Here is a 16,398-nt window from a genome sequence, read left to right on the forward strand (position 1 = left end):
TTCCCAAGTATAGGGACTACGGGTCGCCCCGCGTCGTGTTCTGCGGCTCCGCCCCCACTCACGAGGCGCGGGCCCCGCCCATGGGGTGGCCTACACTGGATTCTTGGAATAACCACTGCTGTTAGAGGAGTAATGGACACAACCATCGACGCCCCGGTGCACTCGGAGAGGGCACGAGGAATGGCCAAAGTCCGCGCTTACCTCGCATTGACCAAGCCGCGGGTCATCGAACTTCTCCTCGTCACGACGGCACCCGTCATGATCCTGGCTCATGGCGGCATCCCCAACCTGTGGCTCATGCTCTGGACGCTCATCGGGGGTGCCCTCAGCGCAGGATCCGCGGGGGCGTTCAACTGCTACATCGACCGCGACATGGATCGCGTCATGAAGCGCACCGCCAATCGACCGCTCGTCACAGGAGCCGTGTCAGATCGTGAAGCCCTCGTCTTCGCCTGGGTTCTCGGTGTCGTCTCCGTCGCGCTGCTGTGGGTCACCACGAACTGGCTCGCGGCAGTGCTCTCGGCGGCGGCGATCTTCTTCTACGTCGTCGTCTACACGCTGATCCTCAAGCGCCGCACGTCGCAGAACATCATCTGGGGTGGAATCGCGGGATGCTTCCCTGTTCTCATCGGCTGGGCGGCCGTCACCGAGTCGGTCAGCTGGTCCGCCATCATCCTGTTCCTCGTGGTCTTCCTCTGGACGCCGCCGCACTACTGGCCGTTCTCGATGAAGTTCCGCAAGGACTACGCGGCGGCCAATGTGCCGATGCTCGCTGTGGTGCGCGGCCGCGCCCAGGTCGGGCTGCAGACGATCCTCTACGCGTGGGCGACCGTCGTCTGCTCACTCCTGCTGGTGCCGGTGCATCCGATGGGCTGGACCTACACGATCGTGGCTCTCGCCTCGGGCGCGTGGTTCATCATCGAGTCGCACAAGCTCTACGGCAGGGCCATCCGGCACGAGGAGCCGAGCCCGATGCGTCTCTTCCACGCGTCCATCACGTATCTGACGCTCGTCTTCGTGGCCGTCGGCGTCGACCCGCTGCTCCCGTTCTGACGCGCGCCGTCTAGCCTCCCGGCACGCTCGGAACTATTCGGCGGGCGCCGCTCGCTTCATCCTGAGCAGCACAACGGTCATGACCGCTGCGAGAAGGCTGGCGAGGATCATGTGCACGCCGACGACCAGCTCCGGCAGGCCGTTGCGCGCCTGGAAGAGACCCACGGCGATCTGAACCAGCTCGACCGCGAGGAGAGCGGCGGCCCAACCCAGAACGGGTAGGCGGCGCACCGCAGCCGCGACAACGAGCACGATCGTGAGAGCGAACGCGAGGTAAGCGGGCCAGGCGTGGAGATGCTCGAGGATCTCGACGTTGAACCCCGTGCGGCCTGCGGTGGCATCGCCCGAGTGCGGACCGGATCCCGTCGTCAACACTCCGACCCCGATCGTGACGGCGACGACGAGGCTCGTCGCGTGGGCGATGCCGGCGAACCATGACGGTACGACTCGAACGCGCGGGCCGACGGGGGAGTATGCCTGCACGAGGAATGCGGCGGTGACGCAGACCAGCGCGAGCGAGGCGACGTAGTGGAAGCCCACGATGAACGGGTTCAGGCCCGTGAGCACCGAGATGCCGCCGACGATTCCCTGGGCGACAACGCCGCCGAGCACGATCGCTGCCAGGACGAAGAGGTCTCGGCGTGTCGCACGCAGTCGCCACACGAGCACGAGCACGACGAGCGCGAGAAGGCCCACCACCATGCTCATCATGCGGTTGCTGAACTCGATGACGCCGTGGATGCCCATCTCCGCGGTGGGGACGAGTGACTCGGGGGTGCACGTGGGCCAGGTCGGGCAGCCGAGGCCGGATCCGGTCAGGCGCACGGCGCCGCCCGTGCCGATGATCACGACCTCTGCGATCAACGACAGCCAGGCGAACACAAGAATGGCTTTCGGCAGTGCCGTCGCGGCTTTCTGGGGGGTCTTCACGGCCAGATCGGACGCACTGCTCACGGTTTTCCCGTCCTTCGTTACTTTTGCAGCGACACCGTATAGAATTGAGCCGTTCAGGAACACAGCCAATGCCGGGGTGTCAACGCAGATACCGGGGTCACTCCCCGTTTCCTTGTTCATTCTAGGCAGGCAGAACTGCGCATATGTCGCACGGAACGACGTCGCTCAGGAACTTGGTTCCAGGGCACTCGCCCATGACGGTCAGTGCAGAAGCGACCACCCAGACGAACGTCACTCCCGGATGATTGCGGCGTGTGCTCTGTCAGGCTGCGAAGGCAGCAGCACGGTCCGGCCGGGGAATGCACGTCATTCTCCCGCGGTTGTGGCCAGTGAAGAAGAAGAGGTTAGTCATGTCAGATGTTCTGATCGATCGTCCGGAACTCTCGAGCCTCGGCATCTATGAATTCGGCTGGTCCGATTCTGATGCCGCCGGCGCATCCGCCCGCCGTGGCCTGTCCCCGGAGGTCGTCGCCAATATCTCGGCGCTCAAGGATGAACCCGAGTGGATGCTCAAGAATCGTCTGAAAGCACTCGCGCTCTTCTACAAGAAGCCGATGCCCGCATGGGGTGCCGACCTCTCCGGTATCGACTTCGACAACATCAAGTACTTCGTCCGCTCCACCGAGAAGCAGGCCCAGACCTGGGAGGATCTGCCCGACGACATCAAGAACACGTACGAGAAGCTGGGCATCCCCGAGGCCGAGCGCTCACGCCTGGTGGCCGGGGTCACCGCTCAGTACGAGTCCGAGGTCGTCTACCACCAGATCCGCGAGGACCTCGAGGCTCAGGGCGTCATCTTCACCGACACCGACACTGCACTGCGCGAGCACCCCGAGTTCTTCGAGGAGTACTTCGGCACCGTAATCCCTTCGGGTGACAACAAGTTCGCTGCGCTGAACACTGCGGTGTGGTCCGGCGGCTCCTTCGTCTATGTGCCTCCCGGCGTCCACGTCGAGATCCCGCTTCAGGCCTATTTCCGCATCAACACGGAGAACATGGGCCAGTTCGAGCGCACGCTGATCATCGCCGACGAGGGCAGCTACGTGCACTACATCGAGGGATGTACCGCGCCGATCTACAAGTCGGATTCGCTGCACTCCGCCGTCGTCGAGATCATCGTCAAGAAGAATGCACGTGTGCGCTACACGACCATCCAGAACTGGTCGAACAACGTCTACAACCTCGTCACCAAGCGGGCCATCGCCCATGAGGGCGCGACGATGGAGTGGGTGGACGGCAACATCGGCTCCAAGGTGACGATGAAGTACCCGTCGATCTATCTGGTGGGGGAGCGCGCCAAGGGCGAGACCCTCTCGGTGGCCTTCGCCGGCCCCGGTCAGCATCAGGATGCTGGCGCCAAGATGATCCACATGGCTCCGCACACGCAGTCATCGATCGTCTCCAAGTCGATCGCCCGAGGTGGTGGCCGCACAGGCTATCGCGGTGAGATCCGTATCGCCGCGGGCGCGCACCACTCGGCCAACACGGTGCGGTGCGATGCGCTTCTGGTCGATACGATCTCCCGCTCGGACACCTACCCGGTCACGGACATCCGCGAGGACAACGTGCAGATGGGCCATGAAGCGACAGTGTCCCGCGTGAGCGAGGAGCAGCTCTTCTATCTCATGTCTCGGGGCATGCCGGAGGACGAGGCCATGGCCATGATCGTTCGCGGCTTCATCGAACCGATCGCCCGCGAACTTCCCATGGAATATGCCATGGAACTCAACAAGCTCATCGAGATGGGCATGGAAGGATCTGTCGGATAGATGGCGACATCGGTGGCATCTGCCCATACCCCCACAGCTAACCCGTCGATCAACCACTCTCGCCTCGGCTCGAAGCAGCACAGCGTCGGAGGACTCGGCATCGCGCCCATCCAGACGCGGTCGGAACGCTTCTCGTCGTACGACGTCGCGGATTTCCAGCCCGTGCAGGCCACGGATTCCGAGTGGAAGTACACGCCCCTCGGAGCGGTCAGGCCCCTGACAGGCGACAGCCTCAACGGAAGCCCGGTCGAACCCGAGGTCTCCACGACAGGGTCCGCGCGATTCGAATGGATCGAGCGCACGGATGCCCACATCGGCACCGCGGGAATCCCTGAGGATCGTGCCTCGGCGAACGCCTGGAGCAGCTTCGAGCGCGCCGCACACATCGTGTTGGACGGGCAGGATGGCCGTGTAACAGTCATCCGGTCCGCCATGGGCTCCGAGCCCAGGGCCGCGCACACCGTCATCACAGCGACCGCGGGCAGCCGCGGTGTCGTCGTGCTCGACAATCGGGGCAAGGCCATGCTGGCCGAGAACCTCGAGATCGTCGTCGAGGACGAAGCCGCCATCACGGTCGTCTCCCTGCAGGAGTGGGATGACGATGCCGTGCACCTGGCCAGTCACTTCGCCACCGTCGGTCGCCGGGCCAAGCTTCGCTATGTGAGCGCAACCCTCGGCGGACTCGTCGCCCGCATCAACCCCTCCGTGCGTCTCGCAGGCGAGCGGGGCGACGCGGAGGTATACGGCCTCTACTTCGCCGACGCCGGTCAGCACATCGAGCACCAGGTGTTCGTGAACCACGACGCACCGAACACCGTGTCGCATGTCACCTACAAGGGTGCGCTGCAGGGCGAGGGGGCGCACACGGCCTGGATCGGCGATGTCCTCATCGGGCGTAACGGCACGGGCACCGACAGCTACGAGCAGAATCGCAACCTGCTCCTCACGGAGGGCGCCCGCGCCGACTCCGTGCCCAACCTCGAGATCGAGACAGGCGACATCAAGGGTGCCGGCCACGCCAGTGCCAGCGGTCGCTTCGACGACGAGCAGCTCTTCTACCTGCAGGCGAGGGGAATCCGGGAAGACGAGGCACGCAGGCTCGTCGTCAGGGGCTTCCTCGGCGAGGTCGTCCAGAAGATCGGCGTGCCCGAGATCGAGGCGCACCTCCACGAGGCCATCGAGGCAGAACTGGCGGCGACACGATGACGGTCAAGGTATGCGCGGTCGATGACATCTCCGTGGGAACCGCAGTGCGCGTCGTCATCGGCGACACCCCCATCGCAGTGGTCAGGGATTCGGCGGGCGACATCCACGCGATCGGTGACACCTGCACCCACGGCGACATCTCGCTCTCGGAGGGTTTCGTCGAGGACGACACCCTCGAGTGCTGGGCTCACGGCTCGCAGTTCTCGCTGAAGACGGGCAAGCCGATCACGCTTCCCGCCTATGAACCGGTCCCCGTCTTCGCGGTGTCGATCGTGGACGGCGACGTCTACATCGACCCGACCCCGACCTTCCCCTAATAGACACCGCTGCAGGATCCCTCCCCAGCTGTAGCGAAGAAAGAAGAATTCACCTCATGTCAACACTCATCATCAAGGACCTGCACGTCAGCGTCGAGACCGAGCAGGGCACGAAGCCGATCCTCAACGGAGTGGACCTCACGGTGGCCTCCGGCGAGACCCATGCCATCATGGGGCCGAACGGCTCCGGCAAGTCGACCCTGGCCTACACGATCGCCGGCCACCCGAAGTACCACGTCGAGAGTGGCTCCATCACGCTCGACGGCCAGGACATCCTCGCGATGTCGGTCGACGAGAGGGCTCGCGCCGGCCTCTTCCTCGCCATGCAGTATCCGGTCGAGATCCCCGGGGTCACCGTCACCAACTTCCTGCGCACCGCGAAGACGGCCGTCGACGGCGAGGCCCCGCCCATCCGTGCCTGGCTGAAGGACCTGCGCGGCTCGATGGCGAACCTTCGCATGGACAAGTCCTTTGCGGAGCGCAATGTCAACGAGGGCTTCTCCGGCGGAGAGAAGAAGCGTCACGAGATCCTGCAGCTCGAGCTTCTGAAGCCTCATTTCGCTGTTCTCGACGAGACCGACTCCGGGCTCGACGTCGACGCGCTCAAGATCGTGTCCGAGGGTGTCAACCGGGCAAAGGACACGACCGGAATGGGCCTTCTGCTCATCACCCACTACACGCGCATCCTGCGCTACATCAAGCCGGACTTCGTGCACGTCTTCGTCGACGGGCGCGTCGCAGAAGAGGGTGGCCCTGAGCTTGCGGACCGGCTTGAGAACGAGGGCTACGATCGCTTTCTGGCCGACACGAACGTAGGCTAGAACCATGGCAGTAGCACTCGAACCGCAACTCTTCGATCAGGTCGAAGAAGCGCTGAAAGAGGTCATGGACCCCGAGCTCGGCGTGAACATCGTCGATCTGGGCCTCATCTATGACCTCACCTGGGACGAGGAGCACAACGCTCTGATCATCAGCATGACACTGACATCGGCAGGATGCCCCCTCACCGATGTGATCGAGGATGAGACAGCTCAGGCCCTCGACGGGGTCGTCGAACAGTTCCGCATCAACTGGGTGTGGATGCCGCCGTGGGGTCCCGAGAAGATCACCGACGATGGTCGCGACATGATGCGTGCCATCGGCTTCGCGATCTGACGCCAGAGGCATCCGCGGTCGTCAGGGTCAGAAGCTGCGCCTGGGATCGTTGCCGATCGCCCATGCCTCCGCGGAGGCGGCCCGCCGGTCGAAACGGTGGATGTACGACCATGCGCCGGTCATGAGCGCCGAAACGACCACGATCTTCAGAACAGCCCCAAGGATCAGGGGATACAGGCCCAGCTCGATCGTCTGGCGCACACTGTAGTCGTTGGCGACCGCCAGCCAGGGCAGCCCGACTGCGTAGATGACGAGCGTGCAGATCGTCGATGCCAACACGACCCGGCCGAAGGTGCGATCCCACTGCTTCGCGGCGAAGATTCCCGCGACGAGAGCGCCGAGCACGAAGCCGAAGATGAAGCCGCCCGTCGATCCGAGGAGCCTGTCCAGGCCTCCGGCTCCGTTGCTGAACACGGGAAGACCGATGGCCCCCATGCCGACGTAGATTCCGGCGGCGAGCGTTCCTCGGACCATGCCGAGGCTGTAGCCGACGATCAGGATTCCGGCGATCTGCCCTGTCGTGGGCACCGGCCAGAGCGGCACACTCACCTGGGCGATGATGGCGATCAGGCCTGCGCCACAGAACACGAGAACGAGGTCCATCACGAGGCCTGGCTGGAACACACGATCGGCCAGGGTGATCGGCCCGAAACGGAGCGTTGCCCGTCGAAGCACCCTGCGTATGCTGTCCATCGGCCCCTCGCTCCCCGTCGCGCCCGTCCGCAGGCGAGCGCCCGCGGGCACTGGCTCCCGCAATCGCAAATATACTAGGAGTTTCCCCTCAACATCCGGCCATGATCGATGGCGCAAGAAATGGACCCTGCCTGTGCTCAGCGTGCAAGACCTCGAAATCCGGGTTGGCGCCCGCACGCTCATGGACGGGGTGACGTTCCGCGTCGACCGCGGTGACAAGATCGGCCTCGTCGGGCGCAATGGAGCGGGTAAGACGACGCTCACGAAGGTGCTGGCGGGCGAGGGCCTGCCCAATGCGGGAACCGTTGATCGCACGGGCGAGATCGGCTATCTTCCGCAGGATCCGCGGTCAGGCGACCCAGAGGATCTCGCGCGCACCCGCATCCTCGATGCCAGAGGGCTCGGGCAGCTCGTTCTGGGCATGCAGAAGGCAACGATGGAGATGGGCTCAGACGATCCCGCCGTCGCCGATGCCGCGATGAAGAGCTATTCGAAGCTGACCGACCGCTTCGACGCCCTCGGCGGCTATGCGGCCGAGGCTGAGGCAGCCTCGATCGCCAGCAACCTGAAGCTGCCCGACCGCATCCTCGACCAGCCCCTCAAAACCCTTTCGGGCGGGCAGCGCCGACGCATCGAACTCGCCCGCATCCTCTTCTCCGACGCGCAGACGATGATCCTGGACGAACCGACGAACCACCTCGACGCGGACTCGGTGGTGTGGCTGCGCGAGTTCCTCAAGAACTACGGTGGTGGCTTCATTGTGATCAGCCACGACATCGAGCTCGTGGGGGAGACCGTCAACAAGGTCTTCTATCTCGATGCGAACCGTCAGTCCATCGACGTCTACAACATGGGCTGGAAGCATTACCTCCGCCAGCGCGAAGCCGATGAGGAGCGCCGCAAGAAGGAGCGCTCCAACGTCGAGAAGAAGGCTGCAGTGCTGCAGATGCAGGCTGCTCGCTTCGGCGCGAAGGCCAGCAAGGCCGCCTCCGCCCACCAGATGGTGCGCCGGGCGGAGAAGATGCTCTCGGGGCTCGAAGAGGTCCGGGCAGTCGACAGGGTCGCCAAGCTGAGGTTCCCTGAGCCCGCGCCCTGCGGCCGCACCCCGCTGATGGCCAAGAACCTGAGCAAGAGCTATGGCTCACTCGAGATCTTCACCGCCGTCGACCTCGCGATCGACAGGGGTTCGAAGGTCGTCATCCTCGGCTTCAACGGTGCCGGAAAGACGACGCTGCTGCGCATGCTCGCCGGCGTAGACGAGCCAGACACCGGGCAGGTCGAGCCGGGTCATGGCCTGCGCATCGGCTACTACGCGCAGGAGCACGAAACGATCGACGTCAAGCGCAGCGTGCTCGAGAACATGGTCTCCTCCTCGCCGAACCTCACCGAGATGGAGGCCCGTCGTGTGCTCGGTTCCTTCCTGTTCACGGGTGACGACGCCCACAAGCCGGCCGGGGTGCTCTCGGGTGGAGAGAAGACCAGGCTCGCGTTGGCGATGATCGTCGTCTCGGGTGCCAATGTTCTCCTGCTCGACGAGCCCACGAACAACCTCGACCCTGCCAGCCGTATCGAGATCCTGGATGCCCTCGCGAACTACGCGGGCGCCGTCGTCCTCGTCAGTCACGACGAGGGGGCGGTCGAGGCGCTCAACCCCGAGCGCGTGCTCATTCTCCCCGACGGGGTCGAAGATCACTGGAACAAGGACTACGCGGACCTCGTCGGTCTGGAATAGACGATCAGGCCGGCAGAGGCCTGTTCCGGATGCTCACACGCTGTCGAGCAGGGCATCCTCGGTCTCGGCGTCGTCAGGTTTGCGCTGGGCGCGCTTGCGCTCCCTCTCCTCGGCCTGTCGGCGCACCTCGGGGTCGTCGGCGTTGACGACGCGGTACTCCTGGCGCAGCGCCCAGCCGAGCCCCACGAACGCGAGGAGTGCGAAGACGTACCACTGCAGCGCGTAGGAGAGATGGGGGCCCTCGTCGGCCTCTGGCTTGTCAGGGGTGAGTGGGACCGATGCGGGAGCCGGCTCCTGGGAGGACACGATGCCGTACGCTCCCGTGTACATCTCCCGCTCGAGCCTTTCGCTGACCTGCCCAAGATTGATGGTGGCGATCTGGTTGGTCCCCGCCGGCGCCCCACGCCCTTCGAGTACGGGCTCGCCCGCCTTGAGCCGCGCGACGACCTCGACCTCGCCCTGCGGTGCCGGGGGAATCTCATCCGGAGCATCCTGTCGTGATCCGACGGGGACCCAACCGCGGTCGACGATGAAGACTGTTCCGTCGTCGAGGAGCAGCGGGGTTAGGATCTCGAAACCCGGGCTGCCGCGGAACGGGCGATTGCGCACGAGCATCTCGTCGTCGGAGAGGTACACGCCGTTCAACAGCACGGGCGTCCATTTCTGAGAGCCTCTGTAGGAGTCGAGCGTCGGAAGCACCTCGGTGACCGCCTGCGGTTCGCGGTCGTAATTGGCCTCGACGAGGTCGATGGCCGCCCTGGCCTCGGCGCGACGGTCGAACTGCCAGTTGCCGAACATGCAGCTCACGGTCGCGAACACCAGAACCAGGGCGAGGTACCCGGCCCACCGGGCCGAGAGGACGAAACGCCAGCCGCTCATCCGGCACCTCCTGTGCTGTCGGGGACGATGTCGACGGCCTCACCGAGCGGCGTGACGACCACCGGAAAGTCCCGTGCAGCGAGGTAGCCCTCGAGGTAGTCGCGGTGCTCGTCGCAGGCGAGCCACACCTTCACGCGCTCGAGACCGTGGATGCGGGGGTTGCGCCAGTTGACGTTCCAGCGGGCATCCTCGCGGCATCCGGCGCGCGAGCACTGCGGAGCGGCAGGCTCCGAGCCCCAGCCGAGAAGGCTCATCTCGGTGCCTCGCCCTTCGGGGGCACCTCGGAGCCCTGACCCGGGTCGTAACGCACAACCGTGCCGAGGCCGGGGCGGTCAACATCTCCTCCGCGCGTGTTCGACACATTGGCGACCACGACAGCCACGTAGGGGAGCACGACGGCGCCGATGGCGGGCAGCAGCAGCCACCATCCGGGAGTGAAGAAACAGGCGATGATGCAGACGAGCCTGATTCCCATCGTCACCGCGTATTTGAGCATGCGGGCATGCCGGTCATCATCGGGGGACCGGGGGAGAGAGGTGATCGATTGGGGCTTGGCCATGGGGTTCCTGTATCAAGCCTAAGTCTAAGATTGTGGGAGTTCGACGGGCCTTCGGCCCGGCGCCCACATGCATGGCATGCGCACAGAGATTGCGCACGGAGAAGGAGCACGATGTCGACGATCAGAACCGTTCTCATCACAGGCGGCAATCGCGGAATCGGCTACGCCATCGCGGAGCAGTTCTTGGCGGAGGGCCACAGGGTCGCTGTGACGGCGCGCTCCGGGAGCGGTCCGGAGGGCAGCCTCACCGTTCGGGCGGATGTCACGGATGCCGCGTCGATCGACCAGGCCTTCACCGCCATCGAGGCGGAGCTCGGCCCCGTCGAGGTCGTCGTCGCCAATGCGGGCATCACGCGTGACACGCTCCTGATGCGCATGAGCGAGGAGGACTTCACCTCCGTCGTCGATACGAACCTGACGGGCGCCTTCCGTGTGGTCAAGCGCGCATCCAAGGGGATGCTCAAGGCCCGTTTCGGCCGGATCGTGCTCGTCTCGAGCGTGGTCGGGCTGTACGGCGGGGCCGGCCAGGCGAACTACTCGGCGTCAAAGGCGGGCCTCGTGGGCCTCGCCCGCTCCATCACTCGGGAGCTCGGCGCGCGCGGCATCACCGCGAACGTCGTCGCGCCCGGCTTCATCGAGACCGAGATGACGGCCGTGCTGCCGGAGGAGCAGCAGGCCGAGTACCGCAAGGCGATCCCGGCGGCGCGTTTCGCGACGCCGGCCGAGGTCGCGAAGGTCATCAGCTGGATCGCGAGCGATGATGCCGCCTACATCAGCGGTGCCGTCATCCCCGTCGACGGCGGCCTCGGGATGGGGCACTGACCCCGCTCAGCCGAAGAGGCCCAGCAGCGGGAGCAGCTGACTGAGATCCCGTTCGTCGAGTACGACGTCTGCCGCACCCCGCACGGGAGCCTTCGCGTCGAATGCAACGGACAGCCCGGCCAGCTCCATCATCCGCAGATCGTTCGCTCCGTCGCCAACGGCGACGGTGCGACTCAGCGGCACCCCGGATGCCTCGGCCCATTCCCGCAGGGTGCTCGCCTTCGCCTCGGCGTCGATGATGGCACCCTCGACGCGCCCTGTGAGCCTGCCGTCACGCACCTCGAGCCGGTTAGCGCGGCAGAAATCGAGGCCCAGACCCGCGGCGAAGGGATCGACGATCTCGTGGAAGCCGCCGGACACGACGCCCACGCGACCGCCTGCGGCATGCGCAGCCTCGACCATGGCCGGGACACCGCGGGTGACCTCGACGCGACTCCTGACGCGGTCCAGCGCCTCGACGGGAAGCCCCTCGAGGGTCGCGACGCGGCGCTGCAGGCTCTGGGCGAAGTCGAGCTCGCCGTTCATCGCCCGAAAGGTGATGTCGGCGACCTCCTCGAGCGATCCGGCCTCTTCGGCGATGAGCTCGATGACCTCGTTCTCGATGAGGGTCGAATCGACGTCGAGGACTATCAGGAATCGGGTCATCGGGGTGTCCGCCGTCCAAACGCTGAGGGTCGGGCCGGAAGGCAGCGCCCCCGGTCACATCGGTGCATCGGATGCCATCAGTCGATGACGTGGATACCCTTGCCGACGACGGTGATGCCCGATTCGGTGACGGTGAAGCCTCTGGCCCTGTCCGCATCCGGATCGACTCCGACGGAGACACCGTCGTCGACAACGACTTCCTTGTCCAGAATAGCCCTGTGCACGGTGGCCCCCTGCCCAATGCGCACGGCATCGAACACGATCGAGTCGACGACATGGGCGGCGGAGTCGATCGTCGCCCACGGGCCCAGAACGCTCCGCTCCACATGGGCGCCGGAGAGCAGCGAGCCCAACGAGACGATCGAGTCGATCGTGGTGCCGAGATTGCCCGCCGCATCGCGCACGAACTTGGCCGGCGGCGCGTTGAACTGCTGATTGAAGATCGGCCACTGCTGGTTGTAGAGATTGAACACGGGCAGTGCCGAGATCAGGTCTCGATGAGCGTCGTAGTACGAGTCGATGGTTCCGACGTCACGCCAGTAGTAGCGGTCGCGATCGGTCGCCCCCGGCACCTCGTTGCGGTTGAGGTCGTAGACGGCGGCGTCACCCCGGGAGACGAAGTCGGGCACGATGTCGCCGCCCATGTCATGGTTCGACGATGGGATCTCGCCGTCGCGCAGGACGGCATCCATCAGAACATCGGCGTCGAAGACGTAGTTGCCCATCGATGCGAGCACCTCACCGGGCGAATCGGCCAGGCCGACAGGATTCTGCGGCTTCTCGTGGAAGGCGTGGATGCGCGTGGGATCGTCGGCTGCGACCTCGATGACGCCGAACTGGTCGGCCAGCGCGATCGGCTGACGGATCGCCGCCACCGTGACCCCGGCGCCGGACTCGATATGCGCCTCGATCATCTGGCTGAAATCCATGCGGTAGACGTGGTCGGCGCCGACCACGACAACGATGTCGGGCTTCTCGTCTCGCAGCAGGTTGAGGCTCTGCAGTATGGCGTCTGCGGATCCGGCGAACCAACGTTTGCCGAGACGCTGCTGCGCGGGAACGGATGCCACATAGGAGTTGGTCAGGCCCGACAGCCGCCAGGTCTGCGACACGTGCCGGTCGAGGCTGTGCGACTTGTACTGGGTGAGCACGACGATCTGGCGCATCCCCGAGTTGATGAGGTTGGAGAGGGCGAAGTCGATGAGCCGGTAGTTGCCGGCGAACGGCACCGCCGGCTTGGCCCTGTCTGCTGTGAGGGGCATCAGGCGCTTACCTTCGCCGCCGGCCAGGACGATCCCGAATATCTTCTGTGATGCCATGGCTCCACAGTATGCGAGGCGTCGCGACTGTACTAGCGTTCACGCTGTGAGAGTCGATGTGTTGACGAGAGAGTATCCGCCGGAGGTCTACGGTGGCGCCGGCGTGCATGTGGCGGAGCTTGTGCGAGAGCTGCGCCGAGACATCGATGTGCGCGTCCGTTGCTTCGGCGCGGAGCGCTCCGAGGAGGGCGTCACCGCGTACGGCACACCGCAGGGCCTGGCCGGCGCGAATCCCGCCCTCGCCACGCTCGGAACCGATCTTGAGATGGCTCAGGCCTGCGCGGGTGCCGACATCGTGCACTCCCACACCTGGTACGCGAACGGCGCCGGGCATGTGGCATCGCTGCTCCACGGCATCCCTCATGTCGTCACCGCGCACAGCCTCGAACCGCTGCGCCCGTGGAAGGCCGAGCAGCTCGGCGGCGGCTACAGGGTGTCGAGCTGGATAGAGAAGACCGCGTTCGAGGCGGCGGATGCCGTCATCGCCGTCAGCGAGGGGATGCGCCGGGACATCCTGCGCAGCTACCCCTCCCTCGACCCGGAGAAGGTCGACGTCGTCTACAACGGCATCGATCTCCAGCGTTGGAAGCCGGTGGATGATCACGACACGGTTCGTTCTCTCGGTATCGATCCCGAGCGCCCCTCGGTCGTCTTCGTCGGCCGCATCACCCGCCAGAAGGGCCTGCCCTGGCTGCTGAAGGCCGCCGTCCTTCTGCCGCCGGAGGTGCAACTCGTGTTGTGTGCGGGGGCGGCAGACACGCCCGCGCTCCTCGCCGAGGTGCAGACGGCCGTCGCCGAACTGCAGCGAACGCGCACGGGTGTGGTCTGGATCGAGCGGCTTCTCCCGCAGGCCGAGCTCTCCGCTGTGCTGACGGCCGCAACGACCTTCGTCTGCCCCTCCGTCTATGAGCCTCTCGGGATCGTCAACCTCGAGGCGATGGCCTGCGGTGCGCCGGTCGTCGCCACGGCGACAGGAGGCATCCCCGAGGTCGTCGACGATGGCGTGACCGGCCGGCTGGTTGCCATCGAGCAGGCGGATGACGGCACGGGCACGCCGCTCAACCCCGAGCGCTTCGTCACCGACCTGGCCCGAACGCTCACCGAGGTCGTCGGCGACCCCGTCACGGCGGCCGCCATGGGCGCAGCAGGCCGCGCACGGGCGGAGCGGGAGTTCGGCTGGGATCGCATCTCGCGCCGCACGCAGGAGATCTACGCACGACTCGCCTGACGCGCCCACGCGCCGCCCGACTGCACGGGGTGGGGGAGATAGAGTTGAACCATGGCCAGCGTCCTCCAGCTCTCCGATGTCTCCGTCGTCCGTGACGGCACCACAATCCTCGATTCGGTCGACTGGACCGTCAACAGCGATGAGCGCTGGGTGGTGCTCGGGCCGAACGGCGCCGGCAAGACCACGATGCTGCAGCTTGCCGCGGCACAGCTCCACCCGAGTTCGGGAACAGCGATGCTGCTTGACCAGCAGTTGGGCAGCGTCGACGTCTTCGAGCTGCGCCCGCGCATCGGCTTCGCGTCGACGGCGCTCGCGCGCAAGCTTCCGCGCAATGAACGCGTCATCGACGTCGTCATGACCGCCGCCTACTCGGTGACGGGCCGGTGGACGGAGAGTTACGAGGACCTCGACACGAGGCGCGCCGAGCGCGTGCTCGCCGAATGGAAGCTCGGCAACCTCGCCGAACGTCGCTTCGGCGATCTCAGCGACGGCGAGCAGAAGCGGGTGCAGATCGCCCGCGCGGTGATGACCGACCCGGAGCTGCTGCTCCTCGACGAGCCCGCCGCGAGCCTCGACCTCGGCTCCCGCGAGGAATTGCTTCAGCTGCTCAGCGGCTATGCGTCGTCACCGGAGGCCCCCGCGATCGTCATGGTCACACACCATGTCGAGGAGATCCCCGAGGGCTTCACCCACGCCATGCTGCTCGCCGATGGCGAGATCCAGGCCGAGGGGGAGATCGACGATGTGCTGACATCCGAACTCCTCAGCGACACCTTCGGCCTGCCGCTCGAGATCAGCAAGCAGGACGGGCGCTTCACCGCGCGGGCGCAGCAACAGAACTGACCGGATGCGCCGCGGTCGACGCGGTCGTCTGGTATTGTAGATAGCTGGCCCACGGGCCGAGATTTTCCATCAGTCATATTCACGATTCGTGAGTCCACGATTCACCAATTCCAAGGAAACACCATGAAGTCTGGCATCCACCCCGAGTACGCACCCGTCGTCTTTCGTGACCTTGCATCGGGCGCCACGTTCCTGACGCGGTCGACCGTCGGCAGCGACAAGACGATCGAGTGGGAAGACGGCAACAGCTACCCGGTCATCGACGTCGAGATCTCGTCCGAGTCCCACCCGTTCTACACCGGCAAGCAGCGCATCATGGACTCGGCCGGCCGCGTCGAGAAGTTCAACTCGCGCTACAAGAACTTCGGCAGCTCCAAGTAAGCTCCGACCCAGAAGCAACAGAAGAAGGGCAGCCCCTGTGGGGCTGCCCTTCTTCTTGTCTTAGCTCTTCTTGTATGCGGGTCCGCTTGTATCGGCAGCAGCCTGGTGTCTCAGGCCGCTTCAGCGCTGGGGCCAGGCTCCCGACGCCGTGAACGACGGATCCTTGGTGCGCCTCATGTACTCCTGGAAGCTCGCCGCCTGCTCCGCCGCCCACGCGACCTGCGCTGTGTGCAGCTCTGCGGCATCCGCTGGCAGCTGCGCCTGATAGCGCTGGCCGATCGCCTGAGCCACCCGCCCCGCCGCCACAGCATCCGCCCCCGCGTCATGCGCGTCGGTGAGTGAGACCCCGTAGTGCAGTGCTGCCGCCTCAAGCGTGCGCTTGCCTCGCCGGTAGCGGTCAACGGCCTTGTCGATCACGAGCGGGTCGATGACCGGCCCGGGGGAGACCAGCGGGGTCACGCCGTGTCGCACGGCCTCACGGGCGAGCAGGGTCAGATCGTAGGGCGCGTTGAACACCGTGATCGGGATGCCGCGGCCGACAAGATCGGCAAGGGCAGCGACGATCTCGGCGACGACCTCAGCCGCCGACCTGCCCTCCGCGCGTGCCCGTTCTGTCGTGATGCCGTGCACCGCACTCGCCTGCGACGGGATCTCCACTCCGGGGTCGGCGAGCCAACTCGTCTCCTCGACGCTGTTGCCCGCCGCATCGATGACTCCGACATGCGCTGAGACGATGCGACTCGTCTCGACGTCGATGCCCGTCGTCTCGAGGTCGAATACCGCCAGCGTCTCGTACCAGGATGCGTTCACACTGCAACCCTAGGACGAGCCGCCGACAGTGGG

At 65.6% G+C, this 16,398-nt stretch carries 19 protein-coding genes; 11 read left to right on the top strand and 8 right to left on the bottom strand.

Features of this window, described 5'->3' with window-relative positions:
- The first annotated feature begins 132 nt into the window (after positions 1-132).
- On the top strand, positions 133-1,053 hold the full coding sequence (locus FB562_RS05500; RefSeq protein WP_141880226.1) for a heme o synthase: 921 nt from the start codon (positions 133-135) through the stop codon (positions 1,051-1,053).
- A gap of 33 nt (positions 1,054-1,086) precedes the next feature.
- Here the strand turns inward: FB562_RS05500 and FB562_RS05505 are convergent, their stop codons facing one another.
- Positions 1,087-1,983, bottom strand: a complete 897-nt coding sequence (locus FB562_RS05505) for a COX15/CtaA family protein (protein ID WP_246081346.1) — start codon at positions 1,981-1,983, stop codon at positions 1,087-1,089.
- A 374-nt stretch (positions 1,984-2,357) separates the two neighbouring features.
- Between FB562_RS05505 and sufB the strand changes: the two genes are divergently transcribed.
- From sufB to FB562_RS05530, 5 genes are read left to right on the top strand one after another with little or no spacing between them, the layout of a single operon-like run.
- A complete protein-coding gene (sufB, locus tag FB562_RS05510) occupies positions 2,358-3,776 on the top strand; it encodes a Fe-S cluster assembly protein SufB (protein WP_141880228.1) in 1,419 nt (472 codons plus the stop codon).
- Positions 3,777-4,982, top strand: a complete 1,206-nt coding sequence (gene sufD, locus FB562_RS05515) for a Fe-S cluster assembly protein SufD (RefSeq protein ID WP_141880229.1) — start codon at positions 3,777-3,779, stop codon at positions 4,980-4,982.
- Positions 4,979-5,299, top strand: a complete 321-nt coding sequence (locus tag FB562_RS05520; protein ID WP_141880230.1) for a non-heme iron oxygenase ferredoxin subunit — start codon at positions 4,979-4,981, stop codon at positions 5,297-5,299. Before sufD ends, FB562_RS05520 begins: the two co-directional genes overlap by 4 nt.
- A 56-nt stretch (positions 5,300-5,355) precedes the next feature.
- The gene (gene sufC / locus FB562_RS05525; protein WP_141880231.1) at positions 5,356-6,120 is read left to right on the top strand and encodes a Fe-S cluster assembly ATPase SufC; all 765 of its coding nucleotides are present in this window, start codon (positions 5,356-5,358) and stop codon (positions 6,118-6,120) included.
- A 4-nt stretch (positions 6,121-6,124) separates the two neighbouring features.
- Positions 6,125-6,454, top strand: a complete 330-nt coding sequence (locus FB562_RS05530; RefSeq protein ID WP_141880232.1) for a metal-sulfur cluster assembly factor — start codon at positions 6,125-6,127, stop codon at positions 6,452-6,454.
- A 27-nt stretch (positions 6,455-6,481) separates the two neighbouring features.
- Here FB562_RS05530 and FB562_RS05535 read toward each other — a convergent pair whose 3' ends face one another.
- Entirely contained in the window at positions 6,482-7,129 is a 648-nt protein-coding gene (locus FB562_RS05535; RefSeq protein ID WP_185740463.1) for a biotin transporter BioY, read from the bottom strand.
- A gap of 151 nt (positions 7,130-7,280) precedes the next feature.
- Here FB562_RS05535 and FB562_RS05540 point away from each other — a divergent pair, with 151 nt between their 5' ends.
- Positions 7,281-8,879 (top strand): ABC-F family ATP-binding cassette domain-containing protein, encoded by a 1,599-nt coding sequence (locus FB562_RS05540; protein WP_141880234.1) that lies wholly within the window; start codon positions 7,281-7,283, stop codon positions 8,877-8,879.
- Positions 8,880-8,912: 33 nt separating this feature from the next.
- Here the strand turns inward: FB562_RS05540 and FB562_RS05545 are convergent, their stop codons facing one another.
- From FB562_RS05545 to FB562_RS05555, 3 genes are read right to left on the bottom strand one after another with little or no spacing between them, the layout of a single operon-like run.
- The gene (locus FB562_RS05545) at positions 8,913-9,758 is read right to left on the bottom strand and encodes an SURF1 family cytochrome oxidase biogenesis protein (RefSeq protein WP_141880235.1); all 846 of its coding nucleotides are present in this window, start codon (positions 9,756-9,758) and stop codon (positions 8,913-8,915) included.
- Complete coding sequence (locus FB562_RS05550; protein WP_141880236.1) at positions 9,755-10,012, bottom strand: hypothetical protein; 258 nt, start codon at positions 10,010-10,012, stop codon at positions 9,755-9,757. Before FB562_RS05550 ends, FB562_RS05545 begins: the two co-directional genes overlap by 4 nt.
- Positions 10,009-10,317, bottom strand: a complete 309-nt coding sequence (locus tag FB562_RS05555; protein ID WP_141880237.1) for a DUF3099 domain-containing protein — start codon at positions 10,315-10,317, stop codon at positions 10,009-10,011. Before FB562_RS05555 ends, FB562_RS05550 begins: the two co-directional genes overlap by 4 nt.
- 111 nt (positions 10,318-10,428) lie before the next feature.
- Between FB562_RS05555 and fabG the strand changes: the two genes are divergently transcribed.
- Positions 10,429-11,139, top strand: coding sequence for a 3-oxoacyl-ACP reductase FabG (gene fabG / locus FB562_RS05560; RefSeq protein WP_141880238.1), 711 nt, complete (start codon positions 10,429-10,431; stop codon positions 11,137-11,139).
- 6 nt (positions 11,140-11,145) lie between these two features.
- On the opposite strand, the gene serB is transcribed toward fabG, so the two are convergent.
- Both serB and glgC read right to left on the bottom strand, forming a co-directional pair.
- Positions 11,146-11,784, bottom strand: a complete 639-nt coding sequence (serB, locus tag FB562_RS05565; protein ID WP_141880239.1) for a phosphoserine phosphatase SerB — start codon at positions 11,782-11,784, stop codon at positions 11,146-11,148.
- Positions 11,785-11,861: 77 nt separating this feature from the next.
- A complete protein-coding gene (gene glgC, locus FB562_RS05570) occupies positions 11,862-13,103 on the bottom strand; it encodes a glucose-1-phosphate adenylyltransferase (RefSeq protein WP_141880240.1) in 1,242 nt (413 codons plus the stop codon).
- Between the two features lie 46 nt (positions 13,104-13,149).
- Here glgC and glgA point away from each other — a divergent pair, with 46 nt between their 5' ends.
- From glgA to FB562_RS05585, 3 genes are all read left to right on the top strand, one after another.
- Complete coding sequence (gene glgA, locus FB562_RS05575) at positions 13,150-14,331, top strand: glycogen synthase (RefSeq protein WP_141880241.1); 1,182 nt, start codon at positions 13,150-13,152, stop codon at positions 14,329-14,331.
- Between the two features lie 51 nt (positions 14,332-14,382).
- The gene (locus tag FB562_RS05580; RefSeq protein WP_141880242.1) at positions 14,383-15,174 is read left to right on the top strand and encodes an ABC transporter ATP-binding protein; all 792 of its coding nucleotides are present in this window, start codon (positions 14,383-14,385) and stop codon (positions 15,172-15,174) included.
- Between the two features lie 123 nt (positions 15,175-15,297).
- Positions 15,298-15,555 (top strand): type B 50S ribosomal protein L31, encoded by a 258-nt coding sequence (locus FB562_RS05585; protein WP_141880243.1) that lies wholly within the window; start codon positions 15,298-15,300, stop codon positions 15,553-15,555.
- 120 nt (positions 15,556-15,675) lie between these two features.
- On the opposite strand, the gene FB562_RS05590 is transcribed toward FB562_RS05585, so the two are convergent.
- The gene (locus FB562_RS05590) at positions 15,676-16,365 is read right to left on the bottom strand and encodes a 3'-5' exonuclease (RefSeq protein ID WP_141880244.1); all 690 of its coding nucleotides are present in this window, start codon (positions 16,363-16,365) and stop codon (positions 15,676-15,678) included.
- Positions 16,366-16,398: the final 33 nt, after the last annotated feature.

The sequence above is a fragment of the Homoserinimonas aerilata genome (genome assembly GCF_006716125.1).
In the GTDB taxonomy this organism is placed as follows: Bacteria; Actinomycetota; Actinomycetes; order Actinomycetales; family Microbacteriaceae; genus Homoserinimonas; species Homoserinimonas aerilata.